This is a genomic window from Roseovarius sp. W115, from assembly GCF_032842945.2.
GTDB lineage: Bacteria > Pseudomonadota > Alphaproteobacteria > Rhodobacterales > Rhodobacteraceae > Roseovarius > Roseovarius rhodophyticola.
In genome coordinates, this window is the sequence record NZ_CP146606.1 from 1306131 (window position 1) to 1327403 (window position 21273).

Genomic DNA, 21273 nt, shown 5'->3' on the forward strand with positions numbered 1-21273 from the left:
AGACTTCACAAAACCGCAAACGCGACCGAGCACCGCACTTGATACGCTACCCCGTCCGGATCAGTGATCCCGCGCCATGTTCGGTAAAGAGTTCCAGCAAAACCGCATTGGGCGCCCGCCCATCCAGGATCACAACCGCCCGAACGCCATAGGATAGTGCATCCAGCGCCGTTTCTGTCTTGGGGATCATTCCACCAGCAATAACGCCGCCTTTCGTCAGCTCTTGGATTTGACTCGACGACAGTTCGGTTAGAACCGCGCCATCGGCTCCGCGTACCCCGTCCACATCGGTCAAAAGCAAAAGCCGGTCCGCCTGCAACGCTGCGGCAACGGCTCCGGCGGCGGTGTCGCCATTGATGTTAAACGTCTCACCATTGCGGCCTGCACCCAAAGGCGCAATCACCGGAATGGTGTCATCACGGAACAGAGTATGAAGAATAGACGGGTCCACCTTATCGGGTGTGCCAACAAGCCCCAGCGCCGGGTCAGTCGGCACACAGGTGATCAGGTTGGCATCCTTGCCCGATAGTCCCACGGCCTTGCCGCCTTGCGCATTGATCGCTTGCACGATCCGCTTGTTGACCTGACCCGAAAGCACCATCTCAACCACTTCCATGGTGGCTTTGTCCGTGACCCGCTTGCCGTTCACAAACTCTGACTTTATGTCGAGCTTTTCCAGGAGCCGATTGATCATCGGCCCGCCCCCGTGAACGATCACCGGATTCACGCCCACCTGACGCATCAGAACGACGTCACGGGCAAAGCTTTCCATACCTTCGTCACTGCCCATAGCATGACCGCCAAGCTTGATAACGACAATCGCATCATCATAGCGTTGCAGGTATGGCAGCGCCTCGCTGAGCGTGCGCGCGGTGGCGATGTTGTCGCGGGTCATTTCTCGTTTCTTCATAAAGCCGTCCCTCGGATGCATCCTCTAGCGCGGATGAAACCGTTTTGCCAAGCAGCTTTGCTTTATTCCAAACCGGCGATGACTGCGCGCAAGGTAGCGATCCCATCGCCTTTTTCCGAGGATGTTACGATGAGTTCCGGAAAAGCCGCCGGATGTTTTGACAGTTTTTCCCGGACTTGGGCCAAAACCTTGTCCAGTTCCTTCGACTTCAATTTATCGGCTTTGGTCAGCACACATTGGAATGTCACGGCCGCGCTATCGAGCAGGGACATGATCTCTTCATCAACGGCTTTGATACCATGGCGGCTATCAATCAGAACAAAGGCCCGGCGCAGCGTGGCGCGGCCCGAGAGGTACTGTTTCAGCAGAGCCTGCCATTTTTGCACCTTGTCGAGAGGCGCGTTGGCATAGCCATAGCCCGGCAAATCGACCAGGTAACTTTGGCCTCCGAGATCGAAGAAGTTGATCTCTTGCGTCCGTCCGGGCGTGTTGGAGGCGCGCGCGAGTGATTTGCGGCCGGTCAGCGCGTTGATCAGGCTTGATTTCCCGACATTGGACCGCCCGGCAAAACAAACCTCGGCGCGATCAGCGGGTGGCAGGCCGGACATGGCAACCACGCCTTTGACGAAGTCAACAGGCCCGGCGAAAAGCTTTCGCCCAAACTCGGAGGTGATTTGATCAGGCGCGTCCGCGACAGGGAATGGCAAAGGCATCAAAGCACCTCAACTTTGTCGCCAACCGTAACTTCGCCAGTTTTGGTGACAATCGCGTAAACACCAAAATTCTGATGTCCAAATGTGCCGTTGAGCGCACCCAATGTATCCGCATCCCGGACACCAGTCTCTGGGTTTGCCGCAGTGGCCAGGCAGCGTTCAATACGTTCCTCAATCTTGAACTCAGCTGTCCCGATGCGCAGGGATTTCCCGACCCAGCCGAACTCGGCCCACGCTTCTTGACCCGTAAGATGGATGTTTCCACGCCAGCGGTGCATAGAGATGTCTTGCTGTAAAACCTCTGCAACGGCATCACTTGAGGCTTGGTTGATCAGACTGAGGGTCGGGTAGTTGCTATCGGTCATGCCCTGAGTTTGGCTGCGGACCAGACGCACGGATTGCGCGCGGTTGGCGGGCATTAGCGGACGCACCCAATTGAGAAAGATGTCGCTCTCTTGGTCCGGGTCGAAGGTGATGTCTTTTAGCTGAGGGTGCGAGAGTGTGAGCTGGCCAGTGCGCTTATCCGTAATGGCCGTGATTGCCATGATCGCGGGCACTTTGGCCGCTCGTGTAAACGACGCGCAATGCGCCCATGCAGACCCGTCTGCTTCAGACATCTCATGCGCAACAGCCCACTGGCGGTCACCGGGCATGGTCTGCCCCTCAGTCAGCACGATATGATCAAGCGCTTCGCGCCCATGCGCCTTGATGGGGTGGCGCCAGAGGGCCGCCACCTTGGCCATCACTTGTCCTCCGCGTCGGGCTTTTTCTTAAAGCTTTCCATAATGTTGCCAAAGACATCCGGTTTGTAGCCCTGACTGCGCATGATCAGGTATTGCTGTGAGAAGGTGATCACGTTGTTGGCGATCCAGTAGACAACCAGACCCGAGGCAAAGCTGCCCAGCATGAACATGAAGACCCAGGGCATCCAGGCAAAGATCATCTTTTGCGTGGGGTCGGTCGGGGCCGGGTTGAGCTTTTGCTGCATCCACATCGAGATGCCGAGCAAGAGCGGTAGAATACCAATAAAGATCAGCGCAAGGATGGATCCGGGCTCTGGTCCGGTCCAAGGGAAGACACCCCAAAGGTTATAGATCGAGGAGGGATCCGGCGCAGAAAGGTCTTTGATCCAGCCAATCCAAGGGGCGTGGCGCAGCTCAAGCGTGACAAAGATCACCTTGTAGAGCGAGAAAAAGATCGGGATCTGCAACAGGATCGGCAGACACCCCGAGGCCGGGTTCACCTTTTCCTTTTTGTAGAGCGCCATCATCTCTTGCTGCAGCTTCTGACGATCATCGCCAGTGCGTTCCTTGATCTTCTCCATCTCGGGCTGAAGCTCTTTCATCTTCGCCATGGAGACATAGGATTTATAGGCCAGCGGCAGCAGCACGAGTTTGATGATGAAGGTGAGCGCGATGATGGCCCAGCCCATGTTGCCAATCAGTACATTGAGCCAGTGCAGCACCGCAAAGATCGGCTTGGTCAGGAAAAAGAACCAGCCCCAGTCAATGGAATCGAGAAACTTTCCGACACCCTCGTTGTTCTGGTAGTTGCGGATTGTGTCCCATTCCTTCGCCCCGGCAAAGAGGCGGGTGGTTACGGCCATGTCTTGCCCGGGCTGAAGCGTCGTGGTGCGTTGTTTGACGTTGGTTTGGTAGATATTCCGCGATGCGTCCTGAAAGGTACTGAATTGCGCGCCTTCGGATTGTCCGGGAATGAGTGCGGTCATCCAGTAGTGGTCGGTGAACCCGGTCCAGCCGCTTTCGGTTAGTGTGACATCTTCCTGAGCGCCGAAAGGTTCGAAATCGTCATAGTCTGTCTCGACCAGTTCGCCATCTGCGATGCTGATCGCTCCCTCATGCAGAATGAAGAAGTTTTTCAGATCTGTGGGTTGGCCGTGACGCGCAAGGATACCATAGGGCGCGACGGTTGCAGTGGTGCTTCCGGTGTTCTGCACCGATTGCGTGACAGTGAACATTGACTTGTCGTCAACCTGCATTTCGCGTCGAAAGGTCAATCCGGCACCGTTGTTCCAAGTGAGCACCAGTGGCGTTTCCGGTGTGAGAGTTTCACCCGAGGTCACCTGCCAGATCGTGTTGGCACCCGGCACTTGGTCTGCACTCAGCCCACTTCCCGGAGCCCAGCCAAACAGAGCGTAATAGGCGTGATCGCTGCCTATGGGCGACAGCAAAGTCACAATAGGCGCATCCGGCTCAAGTGTTTCGCGGTAATTCTTGAGAAGCAGATCATCAATCCGACCGCCACGCAACGACACGGATCCTTTCAAGGTGGGTGTGTCGATGTCCACGCGTGGGGCTTCGGGCGCGTCCTCAGTGATCTCTTGAGCCGTGGCCGTTTCGCTGGTTTCGCCCGTCCCGGCAGATTGCGGCACGAGTGCTGTGTCTCCTGCAGGCGCAGTTTCACCAGAGGTGGTTTCCCCGCTTGCAGTGTCAGTAGGCTCCGGCGGTTCGGGCGGTGGGAAAAGAGCGAACCAAATGACAATCACAAACAGGCTCAGGCCTGTCGCAAGCAGAAGATTCTTATTCTGTTCATCCATCGCAGATGACCACCCAATCGTTGTTTGTCACCCCGGGGGTTCAACAGAGTGCGGGGACAAAGGTCAAGGGGTATGCGCAGATTCCTTGTCGTTTGCAGGTTGTCAAAATGCAGCTTGTTTAGGCGCGTCCAATTTTTGGTGGAGTTTGCACACGAGCCAGATGATCTCCGATCCAGGCATATGTGTCCTCAAGCGGCATAGGGCGACCCAGACCAAACCCTTGTACATATTGGCATCCCAGCTGGGCCAGCATCGCGTGTTCACCCGCCGTTTCGACGCCCTCTGCCAGCGTTTCCAGGTCCAGTTGCTCAGCCATGAGCTGAATGGCGTTCACTATGCGTTGTTGTTCTGGGTCGCAATCCACCTTTGTAACAAAGGACCGGTCAATTTTCAGACGCTTCACCCCAAATCGTCGGATCGACGCAATGGATGTGTGGCCGGTTCCAAAGTCATCGAGGTCAATGAAACATCCCAGCTCTGCCAAGCGCCGGATGTTACGTGTTACTGTATCGTCAGGCGACGAAGACACGACCGTTTCCAAAACTTCTATGGCAAGGCGTTTCGCCTCGACTCCAAACGTATCAAGTTCAAATTGCACACGATCTGTCAGCTTAGGATCACGCAACTCTTCTTGTGAAAAATTTACACCGACCTGAGCAATATCCCAACCTAAATGGTCCCATTGCTGCAGCGCGGTTAAAGCGTCACGGAGAATCTTGGCACCAAGCACATGAGCTTGGCCTGTGGTTTGCACGGTCGAAAGGAAATCACTGGGTGGAATTACACCGCGCGTCGGATGTTCCCACCTTGCCAGAGCTTCGAACCCACACACCTCTCCAGTGTCCGTTGACACTTGTGGCTGGAACCAGGCACGAATCTCGCCATTTTCGAGCGCATGCGAAACTTCCAATTCGTTGTCTTGGATATTGGCCAAAAAATACTGAAGTTCAGGACTATACGTCCGGATTGCAGTCGGCCCATGACGTCGCGCATCCAGCAAAGCAATACCAGCAGCCTTGGTTAGATCACTTCCGCGGTGCCCTTGTACAAACGTGTCAAGGCAGATGCCAATGGACACCGAAATATACACAAAAGTCGACCCCAGAGACAACGGCGCATCCAGTGCATTTTGCAGCCGTTTGGCCACCTCCAAAACATCATCTGTGCCGAGCTTGCGTACTGGTTCTAGAATGATCCCGAACTGACCGTTGGCTAAGTGGAACAATCTGTCCTGTTGACGTAAATAATCATTGAGCTTTTCTGCCACAGTCCTTTGCACGTGATCCGCTCCGGTTAGTCCATAGCGGTCGAGAAGCGTGTCGAAGTCATCAATTTCAACGATCATACAAGCCGTTCTGCGTAAATGCTGACGTGCGGAAACCAGCGTGTCGTGAACAGATGTTTCAAACGTGTCAGAAGATATATTTTTGTTCATCTTTTGTTCCAATTGCTTTGGCAACAAAACACAAATTGGCAACAAGATCGCAAACACCAGTAAAACAGTTTGTCCGCCAAACCAGACAGCCGCGAGTGTCAAAGACGGCAGAATCAACAAAGCCTGCGTACTGGACAAAACCGACGAAACCGTCGCCCTGAAATCAAAATCTGGTCTGCTGGACTGCATCTATCTTCATCCTGATCACGCCGCAGAACACTAGATGCCGTGTCTCAAGATGCGCTTAACGCAATCTCGGCAAACCTTCTTCGTTTGGATCAAATTTTACCGTTTCCCGCTCCAACCCCGCAAAATCAAAAAGCTTGGGATCCAGCAAATGCGAAGGTCTTGCATTCATCAGTGCGCGAAACATCACCTGGCGGCGTCCAGGGCTTCGCGATTCCCAGCCATCCAGGATTTGTTTGACCTGCTGACGTTGTAAACCATCCTGCGACCCGCACAAATCACAGGGAATTATTGGGTATTTCATCGCCTTGGCAAAGCGATCACAGTCTTCTTCGGCCACATGCGACAGAGGACGATAAACGAATAGATCTCCCTCTTCATTCACTAGCTTCGGCGGCATCGTGGCAAGCCGTCCCCCATGGAACAGATTCATGAAGAAGGTCTCAAGGATGTCATCCCGGTGATGGCCAAGTACCACAGCCGAACACCCTTCCTCACGTGCAATCCGATAAAGATGCCCGCGACGCAGGCGCGAACAGAGTGCACAGTACGTCCGGCCCTGTGGCACCTTGTCGACCACAACAGAATACGTGTCCTGATATTCGATCCGATGTGGGACATTCATGTCTTCGAGGAATTTAGGCAGAACCGTCGCTGGAAATCCCGGCTGACCCTGATCAAGATTGCAGGCCAAAATATCCACGGGCAGAAGGCCGCGCCACTTCAGTTCATAGAGAATAGCCAAAAGCGTGTAGCTGTCTTTGCCACCCGAGAGACAGACAAGCCAGCGCGTATCCTTTTCCACCATGCCATACGCCTCAATCGCCTCACGCGCATTGCGCACAAGCCGCTTGCGCAGTTTGCGAAACTCGGTGGTCTTGGGCGCACCGGAAAAGAGCGGGTGGATATCGTCGGCCTCATCGAGCATGGGCTGAGGCTTTAGACAGTTTCACGTGCAGCGGCAAGCGGACGGAGCGCAGCTACCAGTCATCGATTTCTCGAAAAGTGACTGATTTTGAGAAATCGATAAGCCAACCGCCGGGCGTGTTCATATATAAAACAGGCATTACAGAAGGAGCCGCCCGTGCTGGCCGAAATTGATCTTCTCATCCGAGGCGCCCTCATCGGGGTCTGCATGTTGTGTTTTATCCTCTTGTGGTTTGGACGTGAGACCCGGCAAAAATCCTACTCTCTGGGGGCCATTGCCCTGTCACTCTCTGCCGCTATGGCCGTTGAGCAGGGGATTGGAACCGTCTGGTCCACACAGGCACAGAATATCGCGCTGGTGTTTAAAGAATTCATGCCACTGGCCCTGACATGGTTCGTGCTGGATATCTTTCTGGAACCCAAAGAACAGCGTGGTGCGTGGCTTGGTCTCTTCGCGCTTGCGGCCTTGATCACAGCGCTGTCCTTTTTGCCAATTTCGGCTGGGTTGCTTCAGGCAGGTCTCAAGCTCGCGCTCTACCTGGGTTTGCTGGCCGTCGTCATCAAAACGGCGGCCTGTGATTTGGTCGAGGCGCGGCGGTCGTTCCGGATTGTGTTTGTCAGTGCCGTCGCAATTTTCGGCGTATCAAAGTCTGTTCTTGATCTGTCACTTGATGCGGCAGCGCGGCCAGAATGGTACGGCACAGCACATGCCATGGCGCTTTTGGCCTTTGCAGTGGTTTTTGCGCATTGGGCTTTGCGCCCGGGCAGTGACATTTGGATAAATGAACAACCCAGAGCAAAACCGGTTGCCGCCAATATCCGTCTTGTTGACAAACAGACGCTCGACCGGATTGAGACGGCGATGCAGGACGAAATGTGGCGACGCGAGGGCTTAACGATTGGGGCCATGGCCGATGATCTCGGTCTTCCGGAACACCGCCTGCGGAAGGCCATCAATCAGGATCTGGGGTTTCGCAACTTTGCCACCTTCGTCAATGGCTACCGCATAGATGCCGCCAAAGAGGCACTGGCCGCGCCGGACCGCGCGCATCAGACGATACTTGAAATTGCCTATGAATGCGGCTTTGCCTCCCTGGCGCCCTTCAATAAGGCCTTTCGTGCAATGACGGGGCAAACGCCCACGGATTTCCGCCGACAGCAGCTCGACGGATACGCCTCGATTTCTGCATAAAGCGCCTCGTTTCCCAAAAAACCCAAGCGATTTCGAAACCGAAGAGAAGGCGGCACCCGCCCACCACATGTTGAGTTTCACACAGTCCGAAAAGGAGACTCTACATGTTGAAACAGTATATCACCGCAGGCGTTATCGCAGTCACACTTGGCGCAGGCCCAGCCCTGGCTCTGACACCGTCATTTGATGTGCCCGGAACGTGGCCTGCAGACGGGGCTTTTGATGGTAAGAAGTCACGCAAGTCAGACGCTGGTGTCACGCAGGACCGCATAACGCCACTCACCAACCCTGAAGCAGAGCCCAAAGCTCAAAATCTTGGGGACGAAGCGAAAAGCCGTTAAGTCCCGGCTTTCATCATCGCGCGGATGATATTCTTGGCACTGTCCGAGTTCCACTGTGCATCCCCCTGCAACCGCGCGACCTCTTGTCCGTTGCGATCCAGAAGGATCGTGACGGGCAAACCAAAAACACCCATTTCGCGCGAAAGACCCATACGCGGGTCCGCATGCAATGGTAGGTTTTCAACACCGATCTCGCCAAAGAACTGCACCATTGCCTGCGGCGCGTTGCGTCCCATCGCAATCGTGACGACTTCGAAATCATCACCGCCAAGTTCCGTTTGAAGGTCCGACAACATCGGCATTTCGTGACGGCATGGTGCGCACCATACGGCCCAGAAATTCACTGCCGTGACTTTGCCTTTAAAATCCTTGAGAGACATTTGCCCGCCATCTTCCGCATTGAATGGCGTGTCGGACACGTTCAAGGGCTCTGAATGCACCACGAGCTTTTTCATGTCCCCTTCACGCAACTCCGCAATTTGCGCAGAATCCGCCAGCGCAGCGTTTGCACCGAACGCGAGGGCCATATAAAGGACCAAAGACTTTACTTTCATAGGGCCTCCGAGGGGCTGGAACATGACAAAAAAGACCTCAAACCAGATGTGGGGCGGCCGCTTTGCCGCTGGGCCGGATGCGATTATGGAGGCAATTAATGCCTCAATCGGTTTCGACAAGCGGTTGGCAGCCCAGGATATCGAAGGCTCAAGGGCCCATGCCGCCATGTTGGCGAGCACCGGCATACTGACTGATAAGGATGCCAAGGCCATTCGGGAAGGCCTGCTCACGGTGTTGTCAGAGATTGAAAGCGGAGATTTCCAGTTTTCAACCGCGTTGGAGGACATTCACATGAATGTCGAGGCGCGTTTGAAAGAGATCATTGGTGAGCCTGCAGGTCGATTGCACACAGGGCGCAGCCGCAACGATCAGGTCGCGACAGATTTCAAACTCTGGGTGCGGGATCAGCTGGACGCGTTTGAAGAGGCGCTTGTGACGTTGATCCAGGCCTTTCTTGGGCAGGCCGAACAAGGGGCTGATTGGGTGATGCCGGGCTTTACCCATCTTCAAACAGCACAGCCGGTAACATGGGGCCACCACATGATGGCCTATGTCGAAATGTTTGGCCGCGACCTGAGCCGCGTGCGGGATGCGCGGGCGCGTATGAACGAAAGCCCGCTGGGGGCTGCGGCGTTGGCTGGCACCTCGTTTCCGATAGATCGGGATATGACAGCCAAGGAACTGGGCTTTGATCGCCCTGCTGCCAATAGCCTTGATGCCGTGAGCGACCGGGATTTTGCTCTCGAATTCCTCAGCGCGGCGAGCATCTGTGCGATGCATCTCAGCCGTTTGGCCGAAGAACTGGTGATCTGGTCCTCAGCGCAGTTTCGCTTTGTGGCGCTCTCGGATCGGTTCTCAACCGGCTCCTCTATCATGCCGCAAAAGAAAAACCCGGATGCGGCAGAACTTATTCGTGCCAAGATCGGGCGGATTTTCGGGGCAAATGTCGCGCTGATGACGGTGATGAAGGGCCTTCCGCTGACTTATTCAAAGGACATGCAGGAGGACAAGGAACAGGTCTTTGATGCCGCCGACAACCTGATGCTGGCTCTAGCAGCCATGAATGGCATGGTGCGCGACATGACAGCTAATCGCGAGAGCCTGGAAGCCGCCGCCGGTTCAGGATTTTCCACCGCCACTGATCTGGCAGACTGGCTTGTGCGTGTGCTTGGCCTGCCCTTCCGCGAGGCGCATCACATCACTGGCGCTCTTGTGGCCATGGCCGAAGCGAAGGGATGCGATCTGCCTGAGCTGAGCCTGGCCGACATGCAATCGGTGCATGGCGAAATTAGTGAATCGGTCTATGATGTTCTTGGTGTGCATAACTCCGTGGCCTCGCGCACGAGTTATGGCGGCACCGCCCCAGTGCGTGTGCGCGAGCAGATCGCACGTTGGAAGGAGGCACTGAAATGAGAGTATGGATTGCGTTTGCCGGCTTGCTGGCGCTCATGGCCTGCGGAGTCGATGGAGAGCCTATCCCCCCCGGTCAGGAAGATGCACCGGCTGTGGATGAGGCTGAGGCGGATGAGACCGTATCCCAGAACACGCCTCAGACGACCACGTCGACCTCAGTCGTCTTGTCCGGTGGATCAAGCGGCGTAGGTGCGGGCGTTGCGACAACGCTCAATCGTGGCAATGTTAGCGTAACATTGGGAACCTTCTTTTGAGATACCTCTTTCTGGCGCTGGCCATCTGGGGGGCGATCCACCCGATGGCCTATTTCCTGCAATGGTTTAACGAAAACGGCTACGACATCATGGCCATGGTCGACGCGTGGCACGTCAATGCCGCGACAAGCGGTCTTGTCTGGGATCTCACGATTGCCGCAGTTGCGCTGACCTTTTGGGTCATTTGGGAAAGCGGCAAGCGGCGCGATTGGCTTGGGTTTTTGGCTATTCCGGCAACATTTTGTATCGGTGTCAGTTGCGGATTGCCGCTCTATCTGTTTTTGAGAATGCGGCACGGCGATACGCCGGGCAACTAAGCACTCAAGCCAAGAAGAAGCGTATGGACCACTTTCTCTACAAGGACGGCGCCTTGCATGCCGAAGACGTGCCAGTGGCGGATATCGCCGCCGAGGTGGGCACGCCCTTCTACTGCTATTCTACGGCCACACTGACCCGGCATTTTCGACTGTTTGACGAGGCATTGGACGGCATTCCCCATTTGGTTTGCTATGCCATGAAAGCCGCAAGCAATCAGGCAATCCTGAAAACGCTCGCTCAGGCGGGTGCTGGTATGGACGTCGTATCCGGCGGCGAATACCTGCGGGCCAAAGCGGCGGGTGTGCCCGGAGATCGCATTGTGTTTTCCGGTGTGGGCAAAACCCGTGATGAGATGCGTGTTGCATTGGAAGGCGGCATTCGGCAGTTCAATGTGGAAAGTGAGCCTGAAATGCAGGCTTTGAGCGAGGTGGCCAGCTCTTTGGGGATCGAAGCCCCAATCACTGTACGTGTGAACCCGGATGTAGATGCCAAAACCCACGCCAAAATTGCCACGGGCAAAAGCGAGAACAAGTTCGGTATTCCCATTGCACGAGCGCGCGAGGTCTATGCCGAGGCCGCACGTTTGCCGGGTCTCAAAGTCATCGGCATTGACGTGCATATCGGCAGTCAATTGACCGAGTTGGAGCCATTTCGCATTGCCTATCAGAAAGTAGCCGAGCTGACAGAAGTTCTGCGCGCCGATGGGCACGAGATCACGCGTCTGGATTTAGGGGGTGGGCTCGGCATTCCATACACGCGTTCTAACGAAGCCCCACCGTTGCCCGTCGAATACGGTGAACTGATTAAAGAAACCGTAGGGCATTTGGACTGTGAGATAGAAATAGAGCCCGGTCGGCTTGTGGCAGGCAATGCCGGGATCCTTGTCACCAAGGTCATCTATGTCAAATCCGGTGAAGGGCGCGATTTCCTGATTCTGGACGGGGCAATGAATGATTTGATCCGCCCAGCGATGTACGAGGCCTATCACGACATCATTCCGGTCACTGAGCCTCATCCAGGCGTCGAACAGTCAAAATTCGATATCGTCGGCCCGGTTTGCGAATCTGGTGATACATTTGCCAAGGAACGCCTTATGCCGCCTGTGTCAGAAGGGGATTTGGTGGCGTTTCGCAGTGCTGGAGCTTACGGCGCCGTTATGGCCAGTGAGTACAATACGCGGCCTCTTGTGCCCGAAGTTCTGGTGCATGAGCATCAATTTGCCGTCATCCGACCCCGTCCGACCTTTGACGAGATGATAAATCGCGATACCATCCCAGAATGGCTGTAGCGTAATCTTTGCGCTGGAGCGAAAAGGGAAAGGCATATGTCACAAGGGCAGACGCGTCTGACACCTGTACTGAAACGCCTGCGCAGACCGCTTTCATTGACTTGGGCGGGGCTGATCGCAGAGCGTGTTGTGCATTCCTTCTGGCCTTTGTGGAGCATCGTAATTGCCGTGGCTGCTGCCTTGATGCTCGGGCTGCACGAATTGGCGCAAGTCGAAGCGGTCTGGATCATCGGGACGCTTGCGGCAATGGGCGCACTTTATTTCGCATTCAAGGGCGCAATGCGGTTTCGCTGGCCAAACCGACAAGAAGCCATCGACCGCATGGACGCCGCCCTTCCCGGGCATCCGCTGGCTGCGCTTTCGGATCAACAAGCCATTGGGGAAGGCGATGCAGGTTCAGAACAGCTCTGGCGCGCGCATTTGCGGCGGATGGAAGACCGGGCGGCAACCGCAAAAGCAGTTGAACCTGATCTCAAGCTCTCGCGACGCGATCCATTTGGCCTGCGTTACGTGGCGCTTCTTGGTCTCGTGGTGGCAATGCTCTTTGGTTCGGTTTGGCGCGCGGGCACGGTGACGCAACTGGGCGTTGGCGCGGCGCCACAGGTGGCCAGTGGCCCAACATGGGAGGGCTGGATCGAACCGCCCGCCTACACAAACCTGCCCAGCCTTTATCTGAATGATCAGGAAGACAGCATTCGCGTGCCCCAAGGCAGTCGCGTCACCATCCGGCTTTACACAGATGTGGGCGACCTTAGCGTGGCCGAAACGGTATCCGGTCGGACAGAGGACCTCGGCGCGGCCACCGATACGGAACAGGAGTTTGTGATCAACTCAGATGGTGCTTTGCGGATTGATGGTCCGGGCGGCAAAGAGTGGACCGTCACCGCCATCCCGGATGCGCCCCCCAATGTGGCCGCGAACCCCGGCGATCTTGAGGTCACATTTGATGGTCAGATGAGTCAGGCTTTTGAGGCCAGCGATGACTATGGCGTGGAGGGCGGCAAAGCGACATTCACACTGGATTTGGCTGCGGTTGACCGTCGGCACGGTTTGACAGCAGAGCCTGATCCCAGAGAGCCGATTGTGCTTGATCTGCCGATGCCCATCACCGGGGGGCGGGATGAGTTCTCTGAAGCGCTGATCGAGAACCTGTCAGAGCATCCATGGGCGCATCTTCCGGTAACATTGACGCTGGAAGTCAGTGATGCGGCGGATCAAACCGGGGCCAGCGAAGCGGTGTTGATGGACTTGCCCGCGCGGCGTTTCTTTGACCCGCTCGCCGCGTCGGTTATCGAACAACGCCGGGATTTGTTATGGGCCAAGAGCAATGCCAAGCGCGTGGTGCAAATGCTGCGCGCGGTCTCACATGCGCCTGAGGATGGGCTCTTTCGGTCAGATACCGCTTACTTGCGCATGCGCGTGATCCTGCGACGGCTTGATACGCTGGTGCGGCATGACGGTTTGACGGACGAAACGCAGGCCGAGATTGCCGAAGCGCTGTGGGATCTGGCGATTGTGCTCGAAGATGGCGACATTGGGGATGCCTTGGAACGCATGCGCGCGGCTCAGGAGCGCCTGAGCGAAGCCATGCGCAACGGGGCGAGCGAGGAGGAAATCGCGCGGCTGATGCAGGAACTGCGCGATGCCACGCAAGACTACTTGCGCCAGCGGACCCAACAGGCCCAGCGCGAAGGTGAGCAAGGTGGCCAGCAGCAGCAAGCGGAAAACATGCAGACGCTGGATCAGCAGGATCTGCAGGAAATGATGGACCGGATCCAGGAATTGATGGAGCAAGGTCGCTTCGCAGAGGCGCAGCAGGCCTTGGAAGAGTTCCAGCAGATGATGGAAAACCTTCAGGTCACGCAAGGCCAGGGACAGAATGGCGACAGCCCCGGTCAACAAGCCATGGAAGGTCTGGCCGACACGCTTCGCAATCAGCAAGGGTTGACCGATGAAGCATTCCGCGACTTGCAGGAGCAGTTCAACCCAGGCGCGCAAGCTGGTGAATCTGAGGGCAACGAAGGCCGCAATGGAGGTCAGGGACAAGGTCAGAGCCATGAAGGTACTCAAGGCCAGGGCGAGGGCCAGGAACCGGGATCTGGTCAGGGCGGCGACAGTCAGACAGCGGAAGGACAACAAGGCGGCGGTCTCGCAGAAAGCCTCGCAGACCGTCAACGCGCCCTGAGACAGGAATTGCAGCGCCAGCAGGATGGATTGCCCAATCTGGGTGGAGAGGCCGGCGATGCAGCACGCGACTCCCTTGATCGTGCAGGTCGTGCGATGGATGGAGCAGAGGATGCGTTGCGCGGCGATGATCTGGCCGAGGCCATTGACCGGCAGGCAGAGGCCATGGAAGCGCTGCGCGATGGCATGCGCAATCTCGGCGAAGCCATGGCTGAGAACAATGAAGGCCAGCCGGGCCAGGGTCAGGCGCAAAGCGAGAGCTTGGGTCAATTCGGCGAACGCGATCCTCTTGGCCGCTCCCAACGCGGGTTGGCTGGCGATCAGGGTGAATTCACAGCACGCGACGACATCTATCGCCGTGCGGGTGAGCTTTTGGATGAGATTCGTCGTCGGTCAGGGGAAACCGGGCGACCCGAGATCGAGTTGGATTATCTGCGCAGGTTGCTGGACCGCTTCTAAGAGTAGAGCGGTTCGAACCGTTGAATGTCAGCGCTACTGGTCTGACAAAGACGACGCAAAATTTTTAATCACACCATCAAGCCCAGACCGCCATCCATCAACCATGTTCTGATATTGCATCAGGGGTTCAGAAAGAGCAGGCACTGCTTCGGCCAGCTGTGGGGCAAAGATGTAAACCAACAACCCAATCAAAGCCAAAATGACTGCGAGACGAAATCCTGTGCGGAACCCGCTTTTGCGCGCCGCCACTGGGACTGGCTGATCTGAGATCGCAGAGCTGGCCTCACCGGCGTTTTCCGGACCCAATGACGAATTGATTTCATCAATATCCGGAAGAAGGTTTCGGCGCGACGCCTGATCATCAAGGGCGGAGTCGACTTCAATCTCTTCCGTCCCGCCTTCTGTGGCGGGATCAGCGACATCATCTCCGCGCAAACGCGCCATTCGGCTTCGCGCCTCTTCCGAGCGTTGCTGTGCAGCGCTGTCCTGAGCGTCAAGGCCAAGCTCTTGTTGGGTTTCCAGGCCACCTTGCTGATCAGAAGCGCGTGCGCTGGTTTCCAATTCGGCTTCTTCACGCAAAACTTCGGCAACCGATGGATCGAGCTGTCGCGGGAACACTGCGCTCGGGGGCTGAGGCTCTTCCACCGGCTCTTCATCCGCGTTGTCGTCAGCGTAATCTTCTTCGAAGTCCTCTGCCGCCTCGCCATGCGCTTCGACCATGCGGTCAACGTCGGAAACGCTCTCTTCGGCGTCATCGTCTTGTGTATCTTGGTTGCTTACATCTTTGGGTTCATCAGCAACCGAAGCCTGCGCCTCAGACGCATCTTCCTCGGCATCTTCAACCCAATCCGCTGCGACGTCTTCTTCTTCAGGCTCGGGTTGATGATCCGGGTGATGTTGAAACCACGTGTTGCCGCAATCCGAGCATTGCACATCGCGCCCTGATGTCGGAATGACTTCGTCTGGAACTTCGTATTGTGCCCCGCAATTCGGGCAAATTAGCCGCATAAGTCCACCCTTTGCATGGCGCTACGGCACGGCCCGTGCGCGTCTTGGAATTGCTCAAACCATAGGGGTAAAAGCCGCACTGTAAAAGAGGCAAAGGTTTGACCCTCGTGATCGTTGCACAACTGTGTCTCGTGAGGCATGTAGGAACAAACGAAGTGAGGGCGCGGGTTTTGATCGAACTGGACAGTGTGGCCTATAGCTATGGCGGCGGTGAATTGCTGAGTGATATCTCACTCAAGCTTCAGCCCGGATCGTTCCATTTCCTGACCGGGCCATCGGGATCTGGTAAAACAACTCTGCTAAAATTGTGTTACGGCGCGTTGTTTCCTACAGCAGGGCACGTGACCCTGTTTGGCCAGGACGTGCACGCGATGGAACGTGATGACATCGCCATGGCGCGGCGTAGAATTGGCGTCGTGCACCAGGATTGCCAGTTTCTCGATCACATGAACGTCTCGGATAATATCGCCCTGCCCTTGTTGGTATCTGGTCGTGATATTCTCAGCCAATCTGCCAATTTGAGTGAATTGATGAACTGGGTTGGCTTGAAAAGCCGGGCAAGCGCGTTACCACCAGAACTGTCCGGCGGGGAACGGCAGCGTGCTGCGTTGGCACGGGCCGTGATCATGTCGCCCGATGCCATTCTGGCTGACGAACCCACGGGCAATGTCGATTGGGACATGTCGCAACGTCTGTTGCGCCTGCTCATCGAACTGAACCGGATGGGCAAGACCATCATGGTGGCCACCCATGACCTGGCCTTGATCCGAGCGGCCAAAAGCCACGTACAGGCTCGTGTTCTGCGTATCTCCAATCAGCGGCTGCAATTGGCGGGTGCGGATCTATGAAGTTTGACGTCTCAAAAGTTGCAGAGCTAATCGCCGGGGACACGCAAGCCGACCGGGTGGTACCACCCACTGGGTATACAGCTTCCCTCACATTGTTCAGCGCAGCCGCCATGGCTTTTCTGGCTGTATTTGCCGTCGCGCTCTCCATGGCCACTGGCCGCTTGGCAGATCGTTGGGGCTCTGAACTGGCGCAAAGCTCTACCATTCGCATCTCAGCACCCGAAGGACAGATGCAGGCGCAGACCACCGCGGCGCTTCGTGTTCTGGACACCACCAGCGGCGTGGCGTCGGCACGTGCGCTTGATGAGGCGGAACAGCGCGCTTTGCTTGAGCCATGGTTTGGCCCTGACCTCCCGGTGGAAACGCTGCCAATCCCTCAGCTTATAGAGGTGATTGAGGAAGGTGACGGCTTTGACGCCGAAGGGCTGCGACTGCGGCTTGCCGCCGAAGTGCCCGGGGCTGTTCTGGACGATCATACGCGCTGGCGGCGACCCCTGGTCGATGCAGCGTCACGACTTAGAACACTGGGGCTTGTATCGCTTTTGCTGATCGCGGGCACAACAGCGGCCATGATCACGTTGGCCGCCAATGCCGCGCTGGCCGCAAACACGCAAGTGATCTCCGTGCTACGCCTTGTGGGCGCGCAAGACAGCTATATCGCGCGCGCATTTGTGCGGCGCTTTACCCTGCGTGCGCTTTTTGGCGCTGCGGTCGGCGTTCTGCTTGGCGGATTGGCCGTTTTCCTGTTGCCCGCAGCACAGGAAGAAGGCGGGTTTCTGACAGGTCTGGGCTTTCACGGATGGCAATGGATTTGGCTGATCGTCATCCCGCCGCTGGCCGCGGCTGTTTCCTTCACTGCCACTCGGACCGCGGCACGCAAAACGTTGAAAGATCTGTCATGAGAGACGCAATTCAATGGCTGCGGTCCCTCATCTTCGTCGGACAGATTTACTTCATGATGCTCCCTTTGGGCATTCTCTTCTTTCCCTGGGCGCTGTTGGACAGGCGCGGGGCCAACGCTGGCTGCAAAGCCTGGTGTCACTGGGTGACATGGACGGCGCGCTGGATGGTGGGGTTGCGGACGGAAGTGCGCGGCACGCCACCCACAGATGAAGTTCTGGTGGTGGCCAAGCATCAATCCTTCCTCGATATCATCCTCATCTTTGCTGCCGTTCCGGCCGGCAAGTTCATTATGAAACGAGAGCTGATGTATGCGCCTATCCTGGGGCAGTACGGTCTCAGGCTGGGCTGCGTGCCAGTCGATCGCGGCAAGCGCAGCCAAGCCATCAAGAAAATGGTCGATGACGTGGCCAAAGGGCGTCAGGCCCCTGGGCAGTTGATTATCTACCCCCAAGGCACGCGCATCGCCCCGGGTGTCAAAGCACCCTATAAGATCGGGTCAGGCATTCTTTATGAAGAAACCGGGCAGGATTGCGTGCCAGTGGCCACCAATGTGGGTGTCTTCTGGCCACGCAAGGGCATCATGCGCAAACCGGGACTGGCCGTGGTTGAGTTCCTGCCACGCATTCCGGCTGGTAAGGAAAAAGAGACATTTATGTCCGAGTTGGAGGAGGTGATCGAAACCAACTCGAACCGGCTGATGCGCGAAGCGGGGTTTGATCCGGATGGAGTATCTTGAGGACATTGCGGCGCTCGAAGCGCTCTATGGCTCGCCCGGCGCGCCATCTTTGCGCAAGGTGGCGCATCGGCTGACACCGCTTTATCGCAAATGGATCATGACCTCGCGGTTTTGCGTGCTCAGTACCGTTGGCCCAAACGGCACGGACGGCAGCCCACGTGGTGACGATGGGCCGGTTGTCACCGAACTGGATGAACATACCCTCGCTATGCCCGACTGGCGTGGGAACAACCGTTTGGATTCGTTGCGCAATATTGTCGAAGACGGGCGGGTGTCGCTGATGTTTATGGTCCCAGGATCGAATACAATTGTGCGACTGAACGGAGACGCGCGTCTGACCACTGATCCCGATATGCGCTCTCGATTTGAACGCAAAGGCCGCCAGCCTGCGACAGTGATCGTGATCAAGATTGGTGAGATTTACACGCAATGCGCCCGCGCCCCGATGCGCGCCGGGATCTGGTCGCGGGATGATAGCGAGGGGCTTCCAACGGTTGGAGAGATCCTCGCCGAGGCGTCTGATGGAGAAGAAGGCGGCGCAGACTACGATGCAGCGTGGAGTGCGCGGGCGGCCAAGACGATGTGGTGACCCCGCCCAAGGGCGAGGTCACAAGTCTGGCCGTTACTCTGCTGGCTGCCCCTGAGCAGAGCCTACCACGTCATGCAGGATTGTCTGCACCTGTTCGCCGGACATCCGCATGGCTTTGGCCAGTTTGCCGACAAACTGTTGCTCGCTGTCGGCCAACCGACCATCGGCAGCCACAACCATCAAAACACCGCGCATCATAACATCAAACTCGGGCCCAGTTCGGCCTTTCACAAGGCGCTTGAAATCCTTGTCCGAGGGTTTGCCCTCGGCCAATTCCGCCATTCTTGCGACTTGCCCTGGATCAAAGCTTTCACCGGTCATGCGCTCTGCCGCATCGGCAATAGCGGCAATCTCTGAGGCATCGATATGCCCGTCCGCCTTGGCGGCATGACACATGGCATCCAGGATCGCGACAGCGGCGGGGGAGGCTTCTCCCATCATGCCCTGACGTTCCTGGCGGCGTTTCCGGGCGTTCAGCGCACCATATCCTGCAAAGGCCAACACACCCGCCACAAAGAGCCAGCCTATGTGGCCCGTAATGAGGTCTGACGTGGACAGTTTAGGCTCATTGGGTATCGCCGCATCAATCATGCCAGCTTCTTTAGCTTCGGCGATATCTTCGACTGACATTGGATAGTAGGCGGTAGTGTCGCACTTGTTCTCGGCCAACGCATATGTCTCTACGCTTCGGAAGAGGTTAATTCCAAAAGCCGAGCGTTCATTCACCAGTAGACACAAGGAATAGGGTACGCCCTCTTCGATAATCTTGGTCTCTGCAACAAACAGCAACTCCTGGTGCTCGGACCCACCACGCCGGGCCTCTGCCGGTTCGGGAAGGGCCACAAGAAAGGTCGTGGCCAAAAGGGCCAGCATTGAACTACGCATCGAAAAAGAACTCCTAACCAAATTTCGATGTGCAGTCAGACCTTTGTTTATGGCCAAAGAATGACGGAATTTCCCTCTAAATCAGGCTGTTGTAGGAAAATCTCACGATTCAACAAATCAGGCGTGGATCGGTCCATCCCCACAGGCCAGGGCCGCCTCGCGCACAGCCTCAGAATAAGTGGGGTGCGCGTGGCAGGTCAGGGCAAGGTCTTCTGCGGATGCACCGAATTCCATCGCGACACAGACCTCGTGGATCAAATCCCCTGCTGCAGGGCCGATGATATGCGCGCCAAGAATGCGATCCGTTTCCTTGTCTGCCAGAAGTTTCACGAACCCGTCGCCCGCAAACACCGCCTTGGCGCGACCGTTGCCCATGAAGGAAAATTTGCCGACTTTGTAGGCGCGGCCTTCTTCCTTCAATTGATCTTCGGTCAAACCAACGCTTGCGACCTCGGGATGTGTGTAGATCACGCCGGGGATCACGCCATAATTTACATGGCCATGCTTGCCTGAGATGACCTCTGCGGCGGCCATGCCTTCATCTTCGGCTTTGTGAGCCAGCATAGGGCCATCGATTGCGTCACCGATGGCATAGATCCCTGCCACGTTGGTGCGCCATTGGGCGTCGGTCTTGATCTGACCGCGCTCACTCATTTCGACACCCAGCGCTTCAAGGCCCAGACCGTCAGTATAGGGGCGGCGGCCGGTGGCAACGAGAACGACATCAGCATCAAGAGACGCCTCACTATCATCTTTGCGCAGTTTGTAGGTGACTTTGGCCTTTGTCTTGGTCGCAGAAACACCTTGCACGGCGGCTCCCATGATAAAGGTAAGCCCCTGCTTTTTCAGCATTCTTTGGAAAGTCTTCTGCACCTCGCCGTCCATGCCGGGAGTGATGTGATCCAGGAACTCCACGACCGTAACCTCGGTGCCAAGCCGGGCATAGACCGATCCCAACTCAAGCCCGATCACACCTGCACCGATCACGACCATCTTTTTGGGGATCTTTGGCAACTCCAGCGCACCGGTGGAGGTCACAACGATCTTCTCATCTACTTCGACACCCGGCAGACTGGATGCCTCTGATCCACTGGCGATGATAATGTTCTTGGCCTCGTGCACCTCGTCGCCGACCTTGACCTTGCCCGCTTCGGGTATCGATCCCCAGCCTTTGATCCAGTCTATCTTGTTCTTTTTGAATAAAAATTCGATGCCTTTGGTGTTCTGGCCGATGACGTCATTCTTGTAGGTCAGCATCTGCTTCCAGTCGACTGACGGCGCTTTGCCTTTGAGGCCCATGGTTGCGAAATTGTGCTCGGCCTCATGCAACATATGGCTGGCATGCAGGAGGGCCTTGGATGGTATGCAGCCGACGTTCAGGCACGTGCCGCCCAGCGTCTCGCGCCCCTCGACACAGGCGGTTTTCAGGCCCAGCTGCGCACAGCGAATGGCTGCGACATAGCCGCCGGGGCCGGAACCGATGATGATGACGTCATAGGATGCCATGGTTGTTCTCCTTGGAATTTTCGACGTCGGTATCACGTCGGTATTGTGTCGGTATCACGTCGGTGT

Annotated in this window: 21 protein-coding genes; 11 read left to right on the forward strand and 10 right to left on the reverse strand. The window is 56.6% G+C overall.

Annotated features, from left to right (window positions below; genetic code table 11):
- Positions 1 to 46: 46 nt before the first annotated feature.
- The 6 genes from argB to ttcA all read right to left on the reverse strand — a co-directional run bounded on the left by argB (position 47) and on the right by ttcA (position 6729).
- Positions 47 to 910 (reverse strand): acetylglutamate kinase, encoded by an 864-nt coding sequence (argB, locus tag RZS32_RS06675; protein ID WP_317056236.1) that lies wholly within the window; start codon positions 908 to 910, stop codon positions 47 to 49.
- Between the two features lie 62 nt (positions 911 to 972).
- Positions 973 to 1623 carry a ribosome biogenesis GTP-binding protein YihA/YsxC gene (yihA, locus tag RZS32_RS06680; RefSeq protein ID WP_317056237.1) on the reverse strand — a complete coding sequence of 217 codons (651 nt, stop codon included), beginning with the start codon at positions 1621 to 1623 and terminating at the stop codon, positions 973 to 975.
- Positions 1623 to 2366, reverse strand: a complete 744-nt coding sequence (locus RZS32_RS06685) for an MOSC domain-containing protein (RefSeq protein ID WP_317056238.1) — start codon at positions 2364 to 2366, stop codon at positions 1623 to 1625. Before RZS32_RS06685 ends, yihA begins: the two co-directional genes overlap by 1 nt.
- Positions 2366 to 4180, reverse strand: coding sequence for a membrane protein insertase YidC (gene yidC, locus RZS32_RS06690; RefSeq protein WP_317056239.1), 1815 nt, complete (start codon positions 4178 to 4180; stop codon positions 2366 to 2368). Before yidC ends, RZS32_RS06685 begins: the two co-directional genes overlap by 1 nt.
- Before the next feature lie 118 nt (positions 4181 to 4298).
- A complete protein-coding gene (locus tag RZS32_RS06695) occupies positions 4299 to 5615 on the reverse strand; it encodes a putative bifunctional diguanylate cyclase/phosphodiesterase (protein WP_317056240.1) in 1317 nt (438 codons plus the stop codon).
- A gap of 244 nt (positions 5616 to 5859) precedes the next feature.
- Positions 5860 to 6729 carry a tRNA 2-thiocytidine(32) synthetase TtcA gene (gene ttcA, locus RZS32_RS06700; protein WP_317056241.1) on the reverse strand — a complete coding sequence of 290 codons (870 nt, stop codon included), beginning with the start codon at positions 6727 to 6729 and terminating at the stop codon, positions 5860 to 5862.
- A 156-nt stretch (positions 6730 to 6885) separates the two neighbouring features.
- Here ttcA and RZS32_RS06705 point away from each other — a divergent pair, with 156 nt between their 5' ends.
- Both RZS32_RS06705 and RZS32_RS06710 read left to right on the forward strand, forming a co-directional pair.
- On the forward strand, positions 6886 to 7920 hold the full coding sequence (locus tag RZS32_RS06705) for a helix-turn-helix domain-containing protein (RefSeq protein ID WP_317056242.1): 1035 nt from the start codon (positions 6886 to 6888) through the stop codon (positions 7918 to 7920).
- Positions 7921 to 8024: 104 nt separating this feature from the next.
- Positions 8025 to 8261 carry a hypothetical protein gene (locus RZS32_RS06710; RefSeq protein ID WP_317056243.1) on the forward strand — a complete coding sequence of 79 codons (237 nt, stop codon included), beginning with the start codon at positions 8025 to 8027 and terminating at the stop codon, positions 8259 to 8261.
- Here the strand turns inward: RZS32_RS06710 and RZS32_RS06715 are convergent.
- Positions 8258 to 8815: a TlpA disulfide reductase family protein gene (locus RZS32_RS06715; RefSeq protein WP_317056244.1), complete on the reverse strand. Its 558-nt coding sequence runs from the start codon at positions 8813 to 8815 to the stop codon at positions 8258 to 8260. The genes RZS32_RS06710 and RZS32_RS06715 overlap by 4 nt on opposite strands.
- 22 nt (positions 8816 to 8837) lie before the next feature.
- Between RZS32_RS06715 and argH the strand changes: the two genes are divergently transcribed.
- From argH to RZS32_RS06740, 5 genes are read left to right on the forward strand one after another with little or no spacing between them, the layout of a single operon-like run.
- Positions 8838 to 10229: an argininosuccinate lyase gene (argH, locus tag RZS32_RS06720; RefSeq protein WP_317056245.1), complete on the forward strand. Its 1392-nt coding sequence runs from the start codon at positions 8838 to 8840 to the stop codon at positions 10227 to 10229.
- The gene (locus RZS32_RS06725) at positions 10226 to 10483 is read left to right on the forward strand and encodes a hypothetical protein (protein WP_317056246.1); all 258 of its coding nucleotides are present in this window, start codon (positions 10226 to 10228) and stop codon (positions 10481 to 10483) included. The genes argH and RZS32_RS06725 overlap by 4 nt, the downstream gene beginning before the upstream one ends.
- Positions 10480 to 10800: a DUF2834 domain-containing protein gene (locus RZS32_RS06730; RefSeq protein WP_317056247.1), complete on the forward strand. Its 321-nt coding sequence runs from the start codon at positions 10480 to 10482 to the stop codon at positions 10798 to 10800. The genes RZS32_RS06725 and RZS32_RS06730 overlap by 4 nt, the downstream gene beginning before the upstream one ends.
- A 23-nt stretch (positions 10801 to 10823) precedes the next feature.
- Positions 10824 to 12089: a diaminopimelate decarboxylase gene (gene lysA / locus RZS32_RS06735; protein ID WP_317056248.1), complete on the forward strand. Its 1266-nt coding sequence runs from the start codon at positions 10824 to 10826 to the stop codon at positions 12087 to 12089.
- 36 nt (positions 12090 to 12125) lie between these two features.
- Positions 12126 to 14732: a TIGR02302 family protein gene (locus tag RZS32_RS06740; protein ID WP_317056249.1), complete on the forward strand. Its 2607-nt coding sequence runs from the start codon at positions 12126 to 12128 to the stop codon at positions 14730 to 14732.
- Positions 14733 to 14765: 33 nt separating this feature from the next.
- On the opposite strand, the gene RZS32_RS06745 is transcribed toward RZS32_RS06740, so the two are convergent.
- Positions 14766 to 15740, reverse strand: a complete 975-nt coding sequence (locus RZS32_RS06745; protein WP_317056250.1) for a zinc-ribbon domain-containing protein — start codon at positions 15738 to 15740, stop codon at positions 14766 to 14768.
- 170 nt (positions 15741 to 15910) lie between these two features.
- Here RZS32_RS06745 and RZS32_RS06750 point away from each other — a divergent pair, with 170 nt between their 5' ends.
- Genes RZS32_RS06750 through RZS32_RS06765 form a run of 4 tightly spaced genes read left to right on the forward strand, consistent with a single transcriptional unit; the run spans position 15911 to position 18816 of the window.
- Entirely contained in the window at positions 15911 to 16588 is a 678-nt protein-coding gene (locus RZS32_RS06750) for a cell division ATP-binding protein FtsE (protein ID WP_317056251.1), read from the forward strand.
- Positions 16585 to 17490: a cell division protein FtsX gene (locus RZS32_RS06755; protein ID WP_317056252.1), complete on the forward strand. Its 906-nt coding sequence runs from the start codon at positions 16585 to 16587 to the stop codon at positions 17488 to 17490. Before RZS32_RS06750 ends, RZS32_RS06755 begins: the two co-directional genes overlap by 4 nt.
- Positions 17487 to 18227: a lysophospholipid acyltransferase family protein gene (locus tag RZS32_RS06760; RefSeq protein ID WP_317056253.1), complete on the forward strand. Its 741-nt coding sequence runs from the start codon at positions 17487 to 17489 to the stop codon at positions 18225 to 18227. The genes RZS32_RS06755 and RZS32_RS06760 overlap by 4 nt, the downstream gene beginning before the upstream one ends.
- Positions 18214 to 18816 carry a pyridoxamine 5'-phosphate oxidase family protein gene (locus RZS32_RS06765; RefSeq protein ID WP_317056254.1) on the forward strand — a complete coding sequence of 201 codons (603 nt, stop codon included), beginning with the start codon at positions 18214 to 18216 and terminating at the stop codon, positions 18814 to 18816. The genes RZS32_RS06760 and RZS32_RS06765 overlap by 14 nt, the downstream gene beginning before the upstream one ends.
- Before the next feature lie 33 nt (positions 18817 to 18849).
- Here the strand turns inward: RZS32_RS06765 and RZS32_RS06770 are convergent, their stop codons facing one another.
- Together RZS32_RS06770 and lpdA are read right to left on the reverse strand one after the other, a co-directional pair.
- Positions 18850 to 19701 carry a DUF533 domain-containing protein gene (locus RZS32_RS06770; protein ID WP_317056255.1) on the reverse strand — a complete coding sequence of 284 codons (852 nt, stop codon included), beginning with the start codon at positions 19699 to 19701 and terminating at the stop codon, positions 18850 to 18852.
- Between the two features lie 117 nt (positions 19702 to 19818).
- Entirely contained in the window at positions 19819 to 21207 is a 1389-nt protein-coding gene (gene lpdA / locus RZS32_RS06775; protein ID WP_317056256.1) for a dihydrolipoyl dehydrogenase, read from the reverse strand.
- Positions 21208 to 21273 lie beyond the last annotated feature (66 nt).